The organism is Candidatus Pantoea symbiotica, from assembly GCF_056491525.1.
Genome location: NZ_JBSZHR010000002.1, coordinates 1667748 through 1684995 on the forward strand (window position 1 = coordinate 1667748; position 17248 = coordinate 1684995).

14 protein-coding genes are annotated in these 17248 nt (G+C 58.2%); 8 read left to right on the forward strand and 6 right to left on the reverse strand.

What is annotated here, in order from left to right:
- Positions 1–5 precede the first annotated feature (5 nt).
- Positions 6–1160 carry an efflux RND transporter periplasmic adaptor subunit gene (locus ACXIZX_RS08360; protein ID WP_479403931.1) on the reverse strand — a complete coding sequence of 385 codons (1155 nt, stop codon included), beginning with the start codon at positions 1158–1160 and terminating at the stop codon, positions 6–8.
- A gap of 293 nt (positions 1161–1453) precedes the next feature.
- Here ACXIZX_RS08360 and ACXIZX_RS08365 point away from each other — a divergent pair, with 293 nt between their 5' ends.
- The 3 genes from ACXIZX_RS08365 to ACXIZX_RS08375 all read left to right on the forward strand — a co-directional run bounded on the left by ACXIZX_RS08365 (position 1454) and on the right by ACXIZX_RS08375 (position 2597).
- Positions 1454–1801, forward strand: a complete 348-nt coding sequence (locus ACXIZX_RS08365; RefSeq protein WP_008110158.1) for a helix-turn-helix domain-containing protein — start codon at positions 1454–1456, stop codon at positions 1799–1801.
- Positions 1802–1887: 86 nt separating this feature from the next.
- Positions 1888–2322 (forward strand): ribonuclease domain-containing protein, encoded by a 435-nt coding sequence (locus tag ACXIZX_RS08370; RefSeq protein WP_479403932.1) that lies wholly within the window; start codon positions 1888–1890, stop codon positions 2320–2322.
- Between the two features lie 2 nt (positions 2323–2324).
- The gene (locus tag ACXIZX_RS08375; protein ID WP_479403933.1) at positions 2325–2597 is read left to right on the forward strand and encodes a barstar family protein; all 273 of its coding nucleotides are present in this window, start codon (positions 2325–2327) and stop codon (positions 2595–2597) included.
- Position 2598: 1 nt separating this feature from the next.
- Here the strand turns inward: ACXIZX_RS08375 and ACXIZX_RS08380 are convergent, their stop codons facing one another.
- From ACXIZX_RS08380 to ACXIZX_RS08395, 4 genes are all read right to left on the reverse strand, one after another.
- Positions 2599–4971 (reverse strand): virulence factor SrfC family protein, encoded by a 2373-nt coding sequence (locus ACXIZX_RS08380; RefSeq protein WP_479403934.1) that lies wholly within the window; start codon positions 4969–4971, stop codon positions 2599–2601.
- Positions 4968–7940, reverse strand: a complete 2973-nt coding sequence (locus ACXIZX_RS08385; RefSeq protein ID WP_479403935.1) for a virulence factor SrfB — start codon at positions 7938–7940, stop codon at positions 4968–4970. The genes ACXIZX_RS08380 and ACXIZX_RS08385 overlap by 4 nt, the downstream gene beginning before the upstream one ends.
- A gap of 2 nt (positions 7941–7942) precedes the next feature.
- Positions 7943–9283: an SrfA family protein gene (locus tag ACXIZX_RS08390; protein ID WP_479403936.1), complete on the reverse strand. Its 1341-nt coding sequence runs from the start codon at positions 9281–9283 to the stop codon at positions 7943–7945.
- Positions 9284–9435: 152 nt separating this feature from the next.
- Positions 9436–10614, reverse strand: a complete 1179-nt coding sequence (locus ACXIZX_RS08395; RefSeq protein ID WP_479403937.1) for a benzoate/H(+) symporter BenE family transporter — start codon at positions 10612–10614, stop codon at positions 9436–9438.
- Positions 10615–10710: 96 nt separating this feature from the next.
- Here ACXIZX_RS08395 and ACXIZX_RS08400 point away from each other — a divergent pair, with 96 nt between their 5' ends.
- The 4 genes from ACXIZX_RS08400 to ACXIZX_RS08415 all read left to right on the forward strand — a co-directional run bounded on the left by ACXIZX_RS08400 (position 10711) and on the right by ACXIZX_RS08415 (position 13967).
- Positions 10711–11256 carry a helix-turn-helix domain-containing protein gene (locus tag ACXIZX_RS08400; RefSeq protein ID WP_479403938.1) on the forward strand — a complete coding sequence of 182 codons (546 nt, stop codon included), beginning with the start codon at positions 10711–10713 and terminating at the stop codon, positions 11254–11256.
- A 120-nt stretch (positions 11257–11376) separates the two neighbouring features.
- A complete protein-coding gene (locus tag ACXIZX_RS08405; RefSeq protein ID WP_154152344.1) occupies positions 11377–11802 on the forward strand; it encodes a MarR family transcriptional regulator in 426 nt (141 codons plus the stop codon).
- Positions 11803–11819: 17 nt separating this feature from the next.
- Complete coding sequence (locus ACXIZX_RS08410) at positions 11820–12374, forward strand: isochorismatase family protein (RefSeq protein ID WP_179451048.1); 555 nt, start codon at positions 11820–11822, stop codon at positions 12372–12374.
- Between the two features lie 441 nt (positions 12375–12815).
- Positions 12816–13967 (forward strand): DDE-type integrase/transposase/recombinase, encoded by a 1152-nt coding sequence (locus ACXIZX_RS08415; RefSeq protein WP_479403939.1) that lies wholly within the window; start codon positions 12816–12818, stop codon positions 13965–13967.
- A gap of 86 nt (positions 13968–14053) precedes the next feature.
- Here the strand turns inward: ACXIZX_RS08415 and pqqU are convergent, their stop codons facing one another.
- The gene (gene pqqU, locus ACXIZX_RS08420; protein WP_479403940.1) at positions 14054–16165 is read right to left on the reverse strand and encodes a TonB-dependent receptor PqqU; all 2112 of its coding nucleotides are present in this window, start codon (positions 16163–16165) and stop codon (positions 14054–14056) included.
- Positions 16166–16383: 218 nt separating this feature from the next.
- Between pqqU and ACXIZX_RS08425 the strand changes: the two genes are divergently transcribed.
- Positions 16384–17247 carry an NAD(P)-dependent oxidoreductase gene (locus tag ACXIZX_RS08425; RefSeq protein ID WP_479404858.1) on the forward strand — a complete coding sequence of 288 codons (864 nt, stop codon included), beginning with the start codon at positions 16384–16386 and terminating at the stop codon, positions 17245–17247.
- Position 17248: the final 1 nt, after the last annotated feature.

Here is a 17248-nt window from a genome sequence, read left to right on the forward strand (position 1 = left end):
GAAGGTTATTGAGCGGAGCGCATCGCCACCGGTTGGGCGGTCACCGGCATGCCAGGCATAAAGACTTTCTGCAAGCCGTTAACGATCACCTTGTCGCCGGGTTTCAGGCCTTGCTGCACAATGCGCAGGCCATCGGCTAAATCACCGGCCTGAATATCGCGGCGCTGGGCTTTACCCTGCGCATCGACCACGTAAACGTACTTACGATCCTGATCGGTGAGCACGGCTTTATCGTCGATTAACAGGGCGGTGAAGTCGGCGCTGCCCGGCAGGCGCACGCGGGCAAACAGGCCTGGCGTGAACTGACGCTGCTGATTATCCAGCGAGGCGCGCATGCGGATGGTACCGGTGCTGGCGGTCAGCTGGTTATCAAGGAAATCCACGGTGCCGCGATGCGGAAAGCCCTCTTCGCCGGTCAACGCCACTTCCACCGGCAGCGATCCGCGATTTTCGCCTTTACGCGCCATCGCCTGATAATGCAGATAGGTAGCTTCATCGACGTCGAAATAGACGTACATGCGATCCTGCGACACTAACGTGGTCAGCACGCTGGCGCTGTCACCGGCGGTCACCAGGTTGCCGGTGGTGATCATCGCGCGGCTGGCGCGGCCTTCAATCGGTGCGGTGACGCGGGTGAAATCGAGATTCAGCTGCGCCATATCCACCGCCGCTTGGGCTGACAGCACGCTGGCCTGCGCTTGATTAGCCGCCGAGCGACGCTGTTCCCACTCTTCGCGTGACACCACATTGGTGCCGATCAGTTTATCGGTACGTGCCGATTCACTGCGGGCCAGCGTGGCCTGGCTGCGCGCGTTGGCGAGTTCGGCCTGCGCCTGTTCGAGCGTGGCGCGATAGGTGCGATCGTCAATAGTGAACAGCACCTGACCTTTTTTCACCTCGTCGCCTTCGCGATAATTGACCTGATCGATATAGCCGGAAACGCGCGGCCGCAGCTGCACGCTCTGCACCGCTTCGAAACGGCCATTGAAGCTATCCCATTGGCTGACTTTCTGCACTACCACCTGCGCGACACTTACTTCGGGCGGCGGCGGCGGGGCGTTTTGCGCCACCCCGCGATCGCAACCGGCCAGCAGGCTTCCCAGCAACATCACTCCTGACAGGCTTACCGCCCATTGAACCCTATATGTTTGCAGATGCATTGTTGTTATTCCGCATTGGTGAAAAAGAAAGGAGACGTACGAAAAATCTGCAACTTTTATGATTGCATTAAAACGCCACGAGTGTAGGCTTGCTCAAACTGCATCTGCAAGAATATCTGATACACTTTATGTGCTGTTTTGATCATTACGTTGCAGAAGGATCAAAGCCCCTACGCGCAGTGCGGCATTTAATGCAATAATAAAACTTGCATTAACTGGCATAGTCGTTCAACCTTAAAGTGTAATTGCAACTGATACTGATACTGTTCGCAACGGCGACCGGAGAAAACGAGATGATGACCACCGCATTTATTCACGATTTGATCGACTGGATTGACAACAATATTGAAACGCGTCTGGATCTGGATACCGTAGCGGGGCGCGCCGGTTATTCGAAATGGCACCTGCAACGTATGTTCAAAGAGCACACGGGTTTGCCTCTGGGCGAATACATTCGTGAGAAGAAGCTGAAGAAGTCAGCGGATCGCTTGACCACCAGCAATGAACCGATTCTTAACGTGGCGATTTCACTCGGTTTCGACTCGCAGCAGTCGTTTAACCGCAGCTTCAAACGCCAGTATGGCGTAGCGCCGGGAGCATGGCGTCGTCACGCCGCGCCATCCGCCAGCGCAATGCAGTAAACCCCGCCAGGGCCAGCTTTGCTGGCCCGCGTTTTTCCCTGCCTTAAATCTGTTATTATCGTCGTCCTGTTTTTCAGGATGCCACCATGTCAAAAAAACTCTGGATTGCCTTAATTCTGGTCCTCGCTGCGCTGTGGCTCGGGCTGAAACCGCGTTTGTCCGATAAATGGTCCGCCAGCCACCCCGATATCTCGCAGCTCACCGATGCCAACACCGTGGCGCGTTGGCTGCAGCAGCATCACAAATTACCCGATCTCTATCTCACCAAAAATGAAGCGCGTCGCCAGGGCTGGAATCCCAGCAAGGGCAACTTATGTGAGGTATTGCCGGGCCGCGCGATTGGTGGCGATCGCTTTAGCAATCGTGAAAGAAGGTTGCCGATGCAGGCGGGCAGGCAGTGGTTTGAAGCGGACGTCAATTACGATTGCGGCCACCGCGATGCCGATCGTCTGCTTTACTCTTCCGATGGGCTGATTTTCCTTACCACCGATCACTATCGCAGCTTCAAACAGGTGCCTTAAACATGTTGACGCTCCATTTTGACTTTGAAATGTTGTCGGATCGCCAGGCGTTTTACCGCGCGCTGGTGCAGCAAAGTGCCTGCCCAGTGGATTTCGGTAACAATCTTGATGCGCTGTGGGATTGGCTGACTGGCGGCATGGTGCTGCCGGCGACCTTCTATTTAGCGCATGCCGATGACGCCAGCGAGAGTGCCGAATTCGCGCCGGTGCTGGCGTTACTGGAAGAGGCGCAGCAGCAGTTAGAAGGCGAGCTGCGCCTGGTGCGTGGCGAGTAAATTACGCGTGCAGCGGTAACAGCAAAATCGCCAGCATCTGGCGGGCATTCGCGGGCAAATCGCCACCGCCGGTATAGCCATTGTTCTCAACGATCACCGAATTCAACCCCACCAGCCAGTCATAGATGTAGTAAGCGGTATGATTGGCGGGAGCGGCCGACAGACGTGTTAAGCGCTGTCCCGGCGAGAAGCTCACGCTTGGCGCGGGCGGACGGGCAAAAATCGTCTGACCGCGATTGACGCGGCTTTCAGGACGCTCGCTCTCCGGGCGCTGTAAAAAGCCCAGCCACGCGACAAAATCACCCAGCACCGTCATGGCACGAGAAACCTGACGATCGGTACGTGCTTCGTGGGCGCTGGCATGCGCATCCGGCTCATTCAGCGCGTTTTGCAGTTTGCTCAGCACCTTGAGACGGAAGCTGGCGGTAATCAACTCTTCCACCAGCATCTCCAGCGTCGGCTTATCGACGTTGAGCAGCGCCAGCAGGCTGCGGCTTTCCGGCAACTGACGCAAATGCTCAAGCCACAGCGCAAACACCTGCTGCGGAAATTGCTGATCGCGCTGACCGCCCGAGCTGCGCGGCTCAGCGGCGGCGACCGGCTCGTCTTTAAACAGATCAAACTCAAAGCCGATGCCAAAATAGCTCTGCTCAGCGGCTGCGGTTTTGGCGCTGTGCTGAATAGTAGTGCTGCTGCTCTGGCTCAGCCACAGCTGACGTACCGCTTCACGCGACGGCTGCAAACGTTCCAGCAGTTCACCGTGCAAACCGGTGCGATGTTGCAAACATTTCAGCAACGTATCGGAGATCGCCTGCTTGCGAGCCGCCTGTTCTGGCGTGGCGCTGGATTCGGTCCACGGCTGCAAACGTTCCACCAGCTTCTGCTGCAGCGCGCCGAGCTGCAATGCCAGACGATCGCGGCGCGCTTCCGGCTGCATCTCATCCTGCAACCAGCTGCCCATACGATCGACGCCTGCGCGATCCAGCGCCAGCATCGAACCCCAACTTTGTCCCGGCTGACCAATCTGCCGTTGCACTGCTTCATCAACGTTAATCTGCTGCTGCTGATAGCGCGCGTCATGTGGCGTGATCGCCCAAATCAGACGCGGCTTCTCACCGCTGGCGGCGATGGTTTGATGCATGTGCCACTCGCGCAGTGCGCTAGCGGCGACATCGGTATCCTGACGCTGACTGGCGGCGGTACAGATCAGCATCAAATCGATGCCCTGACGCGCGGCGTACAGGCCCGGCAGCAGCGCACGTTTCTGTTCCAGCAGCGTGGCGCGCAGCGGATCGCGTTTGCGCAGCTGCGCCAGTTCATCCTGTTGGGCGCGATCGGCTGGCGTGCCCGGCGCGGGCAGCTCGAGCATATCCGCATCATCGTACAGCGCCTGACGCGGCGTGGAGCTGAGCGGCAAGGTAATCTCCAGCGTTAGTAGCGACAGCAATCCCAGCGGCACATGCTGCGCTTTCCCCACACGATTGGCGACGATCGGACACACTTCGATCATCTCCTGCCAGTCGGCATCGTTACCAATCAGTTTTTCTGCCGGCAGCGCGGCGTCGTCCACCAGCACGCTGAGCGGCGCTAACACGCGCGGCGCGTGGCGCAGCTGGTGGCGTAAGTGCATCAGGCTGCGCAGGCTTTCGTTCAGCGCGTTTTGGCCTGGCCACAGCAGGGCAAACAGCTGCACGCGATCGTCGACGTTAAGCCACGGTGCCAGCGCAATCGCCTGCGGCCAGAAGTGGCGATCGAGAATCTCGGCATGACGATGGTGCCGACGGCTCCACGCCCACAGCGTGATCAGCGCATCGCTGTCGAGGCCCGGCTGCGGTTCATCCTGGCGATGGCGCTGCAAACGCTGCAAAGCGGCATCGATCTGCGCGGTGTCGGGCTGAAGCTCGGTTTTGGCGCAGGCCAGCATCAAACGAATCAGTTCCACTTCGCTCAGCAGCGTCATCTCCAGCGGCCAGGCGTTGGATTGGGTTTCGCGCTGGTGGCTGAAGCGGGTGGCGATAGCGTAATCGAGATTGCCGGGATTGATGTTTTGGAAATAGTTCAGGGTTTTATCGCCGAGACGCGCGATCAGTTGGCCTTGCGCATCGCCGACCATCTCACTCAGCAGCCAGGCTTTGCCCGCCTGCGACTGACCAAACAGCGCCAGCGTCACCGGACGCGCCAGCTGGCGCGCCAGTGCATGGCTTTCCACGCGCGCGCGGCGCAGCTGCAGCGTCAGGGTTTCGGCTTCCAGCGCCAGACGCGGCGCGTGCGACTGATGGGTTTCCACCCAGTTCAGCGCGCCATCCAGCGTTTCCTGCATCAGGCTCAGACGTTTCGCGGGTGTAACCGGCGAGGCTTTTTTGGCAGTTCTCATCGTTTGCAGACGCTCCCGCTGTCGATCCAATATTGCGCATTCGCGTTGCCGGTGGCGGAAAGCGTATTCAGTTTCAGACTCAGCTGCTCCAGCGGCACGCGCGTGCCGTCATCCATGCGTGCATCGCTTAACACTAAGCGTTCAGGGCCGAGATTATCCGGGCCCGGCTGCACCGCCAGTTTGATGCGCAGTACGCTTTCACCGGCGACCTGACGCGCCAGCGTCGGGTCGACAATGCTCAGGCTATACAACGGCGATGCCGGCCAGCGATCGTTTTCCAGCTGGCGGAAGCCGAGGCAAACGTTGCCGCGAATGCGGAAGCTGCTTTTGCGATCCAGCGCGAAACTGCTGCTGTCGAGGTCGATCTCGCTGTAGCACAGATTATCGTCGCTAAGCGCTGAGGTCTCATCCAGCACGCCGAGATAGCGAATGGTGGAGTAAGGTTCGAAATCACCGGCGCGGAACCAGAAGCTGCTGAGGCGCAGATCGAGCGCCAGCAAGCACAGCATCGCGCCCACCGCGGCGGTGGATTTCGGGTTATCAATACGGCCTTGCTTGTTGAACGGATACCAGTCGCTGGTGTGATAGCCTTCCAGCGACAAAATACGGCTGCCCGGCAAGGGTTGCAGATGGCGCACCAGCGCCTGAATGCCGGGGAAGCGTGACGGGCGACCGGTAAGCAGCAGCACATCGCACTGATACAAAGACACCACTTCGCACATTGCGCGCAGCGCCGGAATAATTGCCATGCGGTGTTGCAGGAACTCGCCGTGCAGCTGCGCCATGCTGACCACCAGCGGCACCTCAAGCAGATCGAAACGGCTATCGCCGCCGAGCGTGCGCTGAATTTCGCCGTTCACAAACGCCAGCACGCTACTGGCCGGTTTTTGTGGCACCAGCTCGCCAAACAGCGCGTTGATTTCGCTGTGGCTGTCGAGCGGATCCCAGTTTTCATACTGCTCCAGCACCGCCTGCGCCAGCGGAATGAACAGCTGCAGCGTCACCTGTTGCCGCAGCGTGGCTTGACCGTCCATGCGGCTGTCGTGACCAAACAGCTTGTTCATTAGCGGTTCTGCCAGCTGTAATCCGGCTTTCTGCAAGCTCTGCTGCAATGCCGGCAGAATCCACAGCTGAATCACATCCAGCAGAATATCGTCACCGGCGACTTTGAAGCCTTCGCGGAACAGTAAGCGCGGGGTGATTTTGACGTTGTTGCCCTGGCCATCATCAAGGCGATATTGGGTGATGGCTAAATCTGTGGTGCCGCCGCCGATATCAATTGAGGCGATGCGCAGGCTTTTACCCGGCAGCTCATCGACTTCACGCGGACGATCCGGGCGCGCCATGCTGCTGAAGAAATCTTCTGCGCGACCAGCAAAGTTGACCTGAGTTTCGTTGAACAGCCACACCATTTGACCGCAGGTGGCTTCGTCCCACTCCATCTGCACATCCGGCACCGGACGCAGGCTGCTTGCCTGGCTGGCGGCGGTGAACTCTTCTTCGGCTGGATGCCAGCCTTCGGCTTTCCACACCAGCGCGATGGCTTCCTGCATGCGGCGACGGAAAATCTCACGCTCCGGCTTCGGCATCGCCGACGGCAGCGTCAGAATCACATGACGCAGCTGACGCGGTGCCTGGCTTTGCGGCATACGCTGGCGCTGCGCCACGCTGTTCATCTGCATCATCGCCTGCGCCAGCAGTTCGCACAGCATAAAGGTCATCAGCGAACTGCGGCTGTAGCTGGCGGAAAACACTGGCAGACGATCGTCTTCCGCCAGCGCGTGCAGCGGCTGGCCTTCGTCATTGATCAGTAAAGTGAACGGCAGCGCAGTCGCCTGCGGCTCATCGCTGCTGCCGTTGGCGTTGAAGCGCCAGCCTGGCTGATAGCGCGCTTCATCCCATAAATAGCGGCGCGGACTGGACAAGCCGGTGCTGCCTTCGGTGCCGGCACGCAGCAGCGCCAGACGGCTGGCTTCACGGCCCACGCGCGTCAGAGACGGCCACATAAAGGCGTTTTCACGGCCGCTCTCCAGCGAGAAGTTAGCCTTGCCGAAACGGGTTTCAGCAAACTCCAGACGGCTGTCGAACAGTTCGTTGTACACCTGATGCGGCTCAGAGAGATCGCGCAGCTGCAGCTCGTAAGTTTGACGCAGGCCGCTGCTCTCTTCGGCGTGATCTTCCACCAGAATGCCGCAGGTGTGCGAGTTGCCGACGTCGAGAATGATATCGACGTTGACCGCCGGCGTTTGCAGCGACGTCGCCTGGATATAGATCTCCGCCAGATCGAGCTGTTCGCCCAGCAGTTCCAGCAGGTTGAGATAGTGCGCCTGATATTCGAACTCACGCAGCGCCTGGTTCAGCTCCTGCTCACGGCGTGATTCCAGCGCATGCACCTGCTGGCTAAAGGTTTCACGCAGCCAGCCATCAACCCAGGTGTGATCAAGAAATTCGCCCAGTTCGTAGTTGTGCCAGGCGAGGGCGAAACTGACGCCGTTCTGCGCATCGGCTTTGCTTAAACCGTGCTGTTCGCCGCCATCCTGCTCTGAAACAATGCGCGTATCGAAGGCGAGGGTGATTCGATGGGTGTTGCCTGCCGCATCGGGTTGCGCCAGCGGCGCCAGATGCAGACGCGCCCAGTTATCCGGGCCGCCAATAAAACGACGTCCGCTGGTGCAGCGCAGCACCGGCAGCGGCAGCCATTGATGAGCCAGCAGCTTCAGCGAATCGGCCAGCGCGATATCCGTTTCCGGTCGCACCACTTCCGCCGCGCCGCCATCTTCCGGATAGAGCAGGAACTTGCCGCTGTTGCCGTCGACGTTGAGGCGCAGCAGCGGGCCGTTGGCGGTTTGACGCACGAACTGGCGGCGAGCCTGCAACGCAGGCAAACGCAAACCAAAATCAAGAAACTGCACACCGCTATCTTCAATCAGCGTGATTTTCTGTTTGTCATCGATGAGGGGAGCCAACATGTTTACTTACTCTCACGCTTAATCGTCAACGGGAAGACCTGATCTGCGCCGTATTGCGCAGTACAGCTGGCGATGCCATCACCGGCTTTACACACCAGTTCCGGCATGCGGTAACGCGATTTGTCGCTGCAGGCCGCAGTATAGCGGCTGCGTACTTCCATGCTGCCGGAGCTGGTCATCGCGGCGGTGACATCGGCTTTGCAGCGGATGTTGTCGCCCTGGGTAATGGTGGCGGTGCCTTTGCCGTTGCGGATCTGATAGCGCAGGCTTGGCGGTTTGCCGGTCGGCAGATTGGTTTGACGCAACGTCACGCGCCAGGTGCCATTGATAAATTTCACCGAGCCAACGCGCGCGTCTTCGGTGGTCATCACCAAATCATCCGCTTTGGCCGGTTCGGTGTGTTCAGCGACCACCTCAGGCGGCGCGACAGGTGAAGCAACCGGCACTGGGGCGGCAATGACGGTGGCGGCGGTTTGTGGCAGCGTGGCGGCGAGTTTTTCCGCTTTCACCATCACGGCTGGCGGCTTACTCACCGGCACAGGTACATCTGCAACGCTAATCGCAGCCGGTTGTGGTGCGCTGTGCAGCCAGAAGGCGACGCCCGCAGCGACCACCGCCGCAACCGGCAACAGCAGCATCAGCGGACGCACGGCAAAGGCGCGACGTGGCGGCACAACAGGTGCCGGTTCAAGCGCTGGCTCAGGAATGACTTCGGCTTCTGGTTCTTCGACTTCAGGTTCTGGCTCGATCAGCGGTTCGGCAGCAGCAGGTGGCACGTCGATCAGTGGCGCAATCACTGGCGCGACCACCAGCGGAGCGGGCGCTGGCGGTTCTGGCAGTAGCGGCGGCAGTTCATCTTCCAGTGAATCACGCAGGCAAGCCAGCGCGTCATCACGCGAACGCGCCTGCGGATCGACAAAGCCCCAGAAGGTGATCACCGGTTTGCCATCCACCAGATAAACGTACTGCTGATCCGGGAACTGCAACGTCTTGCTCAGCAACGCACCAAACAAGCGCATCGCCGGATTCTCCGCGTCGCGCGCGCGCAGGCTCAGCGCCTGCAAATCTTGCTGGTTCAGCGTCAGCAGTTCCAGCGCCTGACGGCGCTCGTGATCGCTGGCACCCAGCCAGGATTTTACTTTGCCATTAAACGGGGCGTACCAATCGAGGCGGTCACCGCGCTCGTTGACCTGCGGAATCGCGAGGCAATTGGCCAGCGTGGTTTGGCGGCGCAGGCGCAGGGTTTCACGGATTTGCAGCGCGGACGTCCAGACCGGCTGGCCGTTTTCACCCAGCGCCAGTACCGTGTCCAGATTGCCGCTGCGCAGAAAAGTTTTTGCCACTCGTTGGGCCCTTATCGGTGGTTGTCTGAGGCAGAACAGTGTGTGTTTTTGGCGATGATAGTGATCTTAAGCCAAATGCTGCGAAATCAAACGGCTGATAAAGGGGGAAAAACAGGGCGTTTTTCCCGGGTGCGGAGAAGATTGCTGAAATTTTAAGCGCGGCGTCGTGGAGAAAGTATCAAATAGGTCAGCATGCCGCCGAGCAAGCCCCAAAAGGCGGAGCCGATGCCCAACAGCGAAATGCCGCTGGCAGTGATCAGGAATGCCACGATGGCGCTATCGCGCTGATCCGGCTCGGCTAAAGCGCGCTGCAAACTGCCGGAGAGCGTAGCCAGCAGCGCCAAACCGGCCAGCGTGGCGATCATTACCGGCGGCAAGGCGCTCAGCATGATGGCGATCAATCCGCCGGTAAAACCGGTCAGCAGGTAGAACACGCCCGCCAATGCGGAGGCCATCCAGCGTCGCGCCGGATTCGGATCGACATCGTCGCCCATGCAGATGGCGGCGGTAATGGCGGCGATACACACCGAAAATCCACCAAACGGCGACAGCACTAAGGCGATAAATCCCGTCCAGCCGGTCAGCGTCGAAACCGGCGGCTGGTAACCGTGCGCCTGCAAGGTGGCAATGCCCGGCGCGTTTTGTGACGCCATGGTGACGAGAAAATAGGGCAACCCCACGCCAATCAGCGCTGGCAGATTAAATTGCGGCATGATGAATTCGGGACGACTGATCGCCAGCGCATGCGGCGGAAAGTGGATCGATTGCTGGCCCAGCGCCACCAGCACGCCGGCGATCAACGCCAGAATAATGGCGTAGCGCGGCAGCCAGCGACGGCTCAACAGCCACACCAGACACATGCTGCCGCACAGCGCGAAATTGCTCTGCAAACCGCTAAAGGTGCCGATGCCAAACTTCAGCAGAATCCCGGCCAGCATCGCTGCCGCCAGCGACTGCGGAATGTGATTCATCAGGCGAGCAAACAGGCCGGTGACGCCGCACAACACAATCAGCAGGTTAGTCGCGACAAACACGCCCACCACTTCATTCAGCGTCAAACCCTGTACGCTGGTGGCGAGCAGCGCCGCGCCTGGCGTCGACCATGCGGCGAGGATTGGCATGCGCGTCCACAGCGATAAGCCGAATGAGGCCAATCCCATGCCGACGCCGAGCATCGACAGCCAGCCGCCAATCTGCTCCGGCGATGCGCCCGCCGCCTGCGCCGCCTGAAAAATCAGTGCCGCCGTGCTGCTGTAGCCCACCAGCACGGCGATAAAACCAGAAATCAGCATCGGGAAAGAGAAAGCACTGCGCGTGGTGGCGGTTGTCATCAGGTCACATCCGGTTGTGCGTTATAGCGCACATAGTGGCATGGAGCGTTATAGCGCACAAGTGTTACACTGCGCGCGAGCTTTTCGGGAGAACACATGGAAAATTTGCATCAACATTTGAGTCTGGCGCTGAAGCAGCTGCGTCAGGCCAACGGCTGGAGCCTGACACTGGCAGCGGATCGCACCGGCGTGAGCAAAGCGATGCTCGGCCAGATCGAGCGCGGCGAATCGAGCCCCACGGTGGCGACGCTGTGGAAAATCGCCACCGGCTTTAACGTGCCGTTTTCCTTCTTTGTGCAGGGCAGCGATCAACCGCCGGGCAGCGTGGCGACCTTCAGCCAGCCTAATGCGCAGATGCAGGTTAAGCCGCTGCTGCCGTACGATGCCAAACTGCGTTTTGATCTACTGGAAGTGACGTTAGCGGGTGGCGCGCAGAGCGATTCATCGGCGCATGAAAGCGGGGTGATTGAGCAAGTGGTGGTGCTGGAGGGCGAACTGCTGTTGGGCGTGGAAGGCACATGGCGGCGTTTGCTCGCGGGCGATGCCAGCCAATTCGCCGCCGATACGCCGCACAGCTACCGCAATCCTCTCAGCACGCCGCTGCGTTTCCACAGTTTGATCCATTATCTGCAGCGCCCGTAGGGTCGCCATTCATGACGACCACCTCATAACCCGGCACAATTACAAATTGATACGAAGGTAAACTACACAGTTTGCCTTCGTATTTATATACTCGCGGCTCATCAGTAAGGAGAAGGTGCCATGAGCGACCTCAACAGCGCGGCGGCGTTACTGCGCAGCATCAATGGCAAACTGGCGCGTCGTCTGCGTGAATCGGCGCCGCCGGGCGATCTCACCTGGCCGCAGGTATCGGTCCTCGGTTATCTGGTGCGCGAGGGTGCTATGACGGTGACGGAATTGGCTACGCTGGAAGGTGTGCGCACGCAGTCGATGGGCGCCACCGTGGCCAGCTTGCAAACGCTGGGTATGGTGCAGGGCACCGCCGATCCGCAGGATGGCCGCAAAACCCGTTATCAACCCACCGATGCTTGCCTGAAACTGATCGCCGCCAACCGCGCACAACGTGATGACTGGCTGCTCAACAGCATCGCGACGCAGTTGAATGCGCAGGAACAACACACGCTGCTGGCCGCGATTCCCTTACTGCAACGACTTGCTGACCAATAATCCTGAGAGGACTCAACATGGCTTTAACTACCCTTGACGACAACACCGCGCTGATTGTAATTGACCTGCAGAACGGCATCGTTGCGCTGCCTGTCGCTCCGTTAGAGGCGCATGAAGTGATTGAGCGCTCAGCGCGTCTGGCCGATGCTTTCCGTGGGCAAAAGCGCCCGGTGGTGCTGGTTAACGTTGCGGGCGGCGCACCTGGCCGTAATGAGCAGCCGAAACACGGTGGCGATCTGCCTGCCGATTGGGCCACGTTGGTGCCGGATCTGGCGCAGCAGCGCGGTGATATCGCCATCACCAAAAAAACCTGGGGCGCATTCCACAACACCGATCTGCATGAGCAGCTGCAGCAGCGCGGCATCACGCAAGTGGTTATTTGCGGTATCGCCACCAGCATCGGTGTGGAATCCACGGCGCGCCAGGCGTATGAATTGGGTTACAACGTCACGTTGGCAACCGATGCTATGACCTGCCTGAATGCCGAAACGCATAAAAACAGCGTCGAGCGCATCTTCCCGCGCCTGGGCGAAACCGGCACAACCGATGATGTACTGGCGTTGTTGAAGTAAAAGATAACTACCATTCGACGGGGCGAGAGATGATGTTCAGCCTGACAGGTACAAAGTCGATTTCAGATGTATAAGGATCTGAAATTCGTTGATGTATCCGAGTGAAGGAGCGCTTTACTGCTTTCACTTTATGATTGGGTACTGGACGTTTCGCTGAGATTTTCTTTTTAGTCATGTTCTTTCTCATATTGAAAAAGAAAATGAAAATAGCGAATCAGCAGCTTCTTCCCTAAGTAAAAACAGTAAAGGCCCTGCAATTCAGACAGGTCTTGCATGCTGCTTGTTAGCTGAGCGTGAATCGGTCGCCATTAATGGCGACCCTACGGTAATTGGCGAGGTTTTCGTAGGGTGCGCATTTAGGTACAAACCGGCCACATGGGTAACACTTTAGACCGGGCACATGGGTAACAGTTATAAACGGCATAGCAGAGGAGACTCACTATGCCCTGGACTGAGAAAGTACCCATGCAACGGCTTCAATTCATTAGTGCCTGCGAAGCAGGCACGCATTCCATTTCTGAGCTCTGCCGTCTCCACGGCATTAGCCGCAAAACTGGCTACAAGTGGCTTAAGCGTTTTGACCCTGACAATCTCCGCTCACTTGAAGACCGGCTCTCTGTAAGGCTTACTCAGCCGGATAAAATCCCTGAGGATATTGCCGACCAGCTTGTGAGCTTCCGCATTCAGCATCCCGACTGGGGACCCAAAAAAATCCGCCAGTGGTTCCTTAACCAAAACGTAGACTTCATCGTTCCCGCAGCCAGCACCATCGGTGACATGTTAAAAGACAGGGAGCTTGTGAAGAAGCGGGAGAAACGTAAACGCACGCCTGTCAGCCAGCGAAAGCTCACGGAGCCTGAACGCATTAATCAGGTCTGGAGCGCCGACTTTAAAGGCCGCTTCCGTCTGAAAGACCGAAGCTACTGCCGTCCATTTACGCTGACGGACAATCACAGCCGCTATATCCTGGCCTGCGAAGCGGGTGTCGCAGAGACCACAGAGTTCGTGCGAAGCTGCATGGAAAGGGCTTTCCGGGAAGGCGGACTCCCCGAAGTCATCCGTACAGACAATGGCTCGCCCTTCGTTGCGCCAGGCATTGCCGCGCTGACGCAACTGATCGTGTGGCTGATCAAGCTGGGTATCCAGCCGGAACGTACCGCACCGGGCTGCCCGGGCCAGAACGCACGTCATGAGCGCATGCATAAGTCGCTGAAAGCCGCGATGAACCACGGAAAAATCTTTACCACACAGGCCGAACAGCAGGCATGGTTCAGCACCTGGCGTAAAGAGTTCAACCATGAAAAGCCGCATGAAGCCCATGGAAATCAAACACCCGCCAGCCAGTGGACACCTTCATTGAGGCAATGGAATGGAAAGGTGCCAGAGGTCGTTTATCCGGAAGGAGCGAAACTTTATAAAGTGGGTGTAAAAGGCGATCTTCGACTCAACGGAAGAATGTTCCTGAGTGCAGCGCTTCGGGGAGAATATGTACGGTTCCTGGAAGTGGATGACGGCATAGACGTCATCCTGTTCGACAGGTTGATGCTGGCATATTACGACCGGGCAGAAAAGCGTATTATCCGAATCGACTGAGCACAAATGTGTTACCTATGTGCCCGGTCTGATCTGTAACCCATGTGCCCGGTTCTACCTTTATGCGCACCGGCATTCGCGTTTATTTACTGGAACGCATAACTCACCGTTAGACCCACGCTGTAATTGCGGCCCGGTGCCGGTTCGTAATAGCGGCCGTTGCTTTCATTGACGATTACTGAACCGATGTAGTTGCGGTCGAACAGGTTATCGACGCGGCCAAACAGATCCAGCGTCCAGTTCTGCACCAGCCACTTATAACCGCTGTTTACGCCGACCACGGTGTAAGACGGCGCTTTCACATCGTTCTCATCATCCGCCGCGATATCGCTCAGGTAGCGCACATCGGTTCCGGCATACCAGCCTTGATCGGGCGCGTAAGCCAGACCGGCGTAGGCCATGTTACGGGCGATGCCGGGAATACGGTTGCCGTCGCAGCTTTCGGTGCCGCAAGCGTTGGAGCGATAGCGGGCATCCAGCAAGGTCCATGCGGCTTTGAAGCGCCAGCTTTCACCAAACTGCTGGTCGAGGCCGAGTTCCAATCCACGGCGGCGGGTTTCCCCGGCGTTTTTGTAGCTGGTGCGGCCTTCAAAGCTGCTGTCGGAAACGATCTCGTTTTTGGTGTCGGTCTGGAAAATCGCCGCGGTTAACAGGCCATTGCCGATACGTTTCTTACTGCCCAGTTCCACGGTTTCGCTGGTGGCGGGTTGCAGGTTGAGATTCAGTCCGGCCTGATCGGCGGCGCGATAGGACAACTCATTCAGCGTCGGCGTTTCGAAGCCGCGACCAGCAGAAACGTAGGCGTTCCAGCTGTTATCAATCGCGTAATTCAGCGCAGCGGCAGGCAACCAGCGATGGTAGCGACGATTGCCGCTGTCATCCGGATCGGTTGAGGTGACGTAATAGTCATTGGAGTCGAAATTCACCGTACTGAAACGCACGCCGGCATCCAGCGACAGTTTATCAGTCAGCTGCCACGCGGTTTGCAGATAAGGATCGAGGTTCCACATTAGGTTGCGTTCGTTACGACGCATCTCGCCCTGTACGCCCAATTCGTCGCCGCTAAAGTTCTGATAACCTTTGCGCTTCTCGGTCATAGTTTCATAGTCGAGGCCGCCGGTGAAGGTCACCGGAATGGTGAACAGCGCGTCGCGGTGCGTCCAGCGGGTATCGATGCCCTGATAATGACGTGACAGAGAGATGACGCCGCCGGGATAACCTGGGCGCAACTGGGTGGCTTTAGGAATCGATTGATACTGCGTGGTTTCACGTTCCCCCGCGTACATCATCACGCTCAGGTCATCGTTTTCACTCATCTGGCGCTGATAATGCAGGCCCGCCTGGGTTTGATCGACGGTTTTACGCGCGTCGTACAAGGTCACGTTGCTGGCGACCTGGCGCGGATTGTCTTTCCACTGTTCAGCGGTCAAACCGCCCGGATCCTGCGCCTCAACGTGCACGCTGTTGAACAGCAGCGTCAGGGTGCTGACATCATCAATGCGCACGCCGAGTTTGGCGTTGCCGAGGTTCTTGTCCGCCGAGCTGTGATCGCGGAAGCCGTGCGTGGTAAAGCGTGAGGCGGAAACCGTGTAATTAACGTCGCCGGCTTGCGTACCGTCGCCGGTTGCGCCGCTGGCTTTAACGCTGTTGCGCCAGCTACCATAACTGCCGTACCAGCTGCTGGCTTCCAGCGTGGTAGGTTGCTGACCGGTTTCGGTTTCAACGTTAATCACGCCGCCCGACGAGTTGCCATATAGCGCCGAGAACGGGCCGCGCAGCACGTCGATGTGATCGATTGAGCCGATATCGATATTGGAGGTTTGACCCTGACCATCAGGCATGGTCGCTGGAATGCCATCAACGTACATGCGAATGCCGCGCAGGCCGAAGGTGGAACGCGAACCAAAACCGCGCACCGAAATCTGCAAATCCTGCGCATAGTTCTGGCGGTTTTGAATCTGCAGACCTGGCACGCTGCTGAGGTTTTCTGACAAATTGACGCGCGGTGCCGCGTGGCGCATATCTTCGCCGGAAACCACGCTAACTGCTGCTGGTGTATCAAGTTCAGAAAGTCCGGATGCGGACGGCGCCGCGCTCACCACCATGGTGTTATTGGCCGCGTTCGCCGCCAGCGCTGAGACCGGCAACATCGCAGGCAGCATCAGCAACGAAGCCTGTCGCAGTAAAGCTATTTTCATTATGAAAGACCGTAAAAAGGGCGTGGAATGTACCGAATGGAACATTAATGGCGCGTATGTTAATCGTTTTATCATTTGTTTGAAAAGCGTTAATAGTATGACGGATTATTAATAATTGCGGTGTTGAAAATGTTTTTTCATCGCATCTCTGGCCTGGCTGCGTCAGGGAAATTCTGTCAGTCTGCGGTTTTGTCTGAAAGCACAAAAGAGAGGGAATGATGAGTCAACAACCTGTGGTCGCGGTACTGGGATTGGGCGCGATGGGCCATGCGTTTGCCGCTAACCTATTGAAAAAAAGCTTCACGGTACGCGGCTGGAACCGTACACGCGCCAAAGGCGAAGATCTGCTGGATGCTGGCATCACGCTGACCGATAGCGCCGCGCAAGCGGTAGAAGGTGCGGATGTGGTGATCGCCATGCTGTCCGACGGCGATACCACGCGTCAGGCGCTGAACGACGCCAGCAGCGCGCTTAAGCAGGGCGCGACCATTTGTCAGATGGGCACCATCGGCGTGGAAGCCACCGATCAACTGATCGCTGAATTCAAAAGCGCGCGTCCGGATGTGGTGTTTATCGATGCACCGGTTTCCGGCACCAAAGCGCCGGCAGAAAATGCACAAATTCTGGTGATGGCCAGCGGCGATCAGAGCAAAGCGCAGGCGGCCGAGCAGGTGTTTGCCGCGATTGGTAAAGGCACGCAATGGCTGGGCGAGGCGGGCGCTAGCTCGCGCATGAAGCTGGTGGTGAATAGCTGGTTGATTGGTCTGATGCAGAGCCTGGCGGAAAGTACCCGTCTGGCGGAAGAGTTTGGTTTCAGCACCGACGATCTGTGGAAAGTGCTGGATGGCGGTCCGCTGGCGGCACCGTACGCCAAAATGAAACTCGGCATGATTGCCAGCGGCGATTTCACGCCGCAGATGCATCTGGTGTGGGCGCTGAAAGACGCCAAACTGGCGCTGGATGCGGCAGGCGACAGCAAGCTGCCGGCGCTGGAAAACATCGTAGATGTCTGGCAGCAAGCGGTGGACGCCGGTTACGGCGAGCAGGATCTGGCGGCGGTTTATCAATATCTGAAACGCTAAC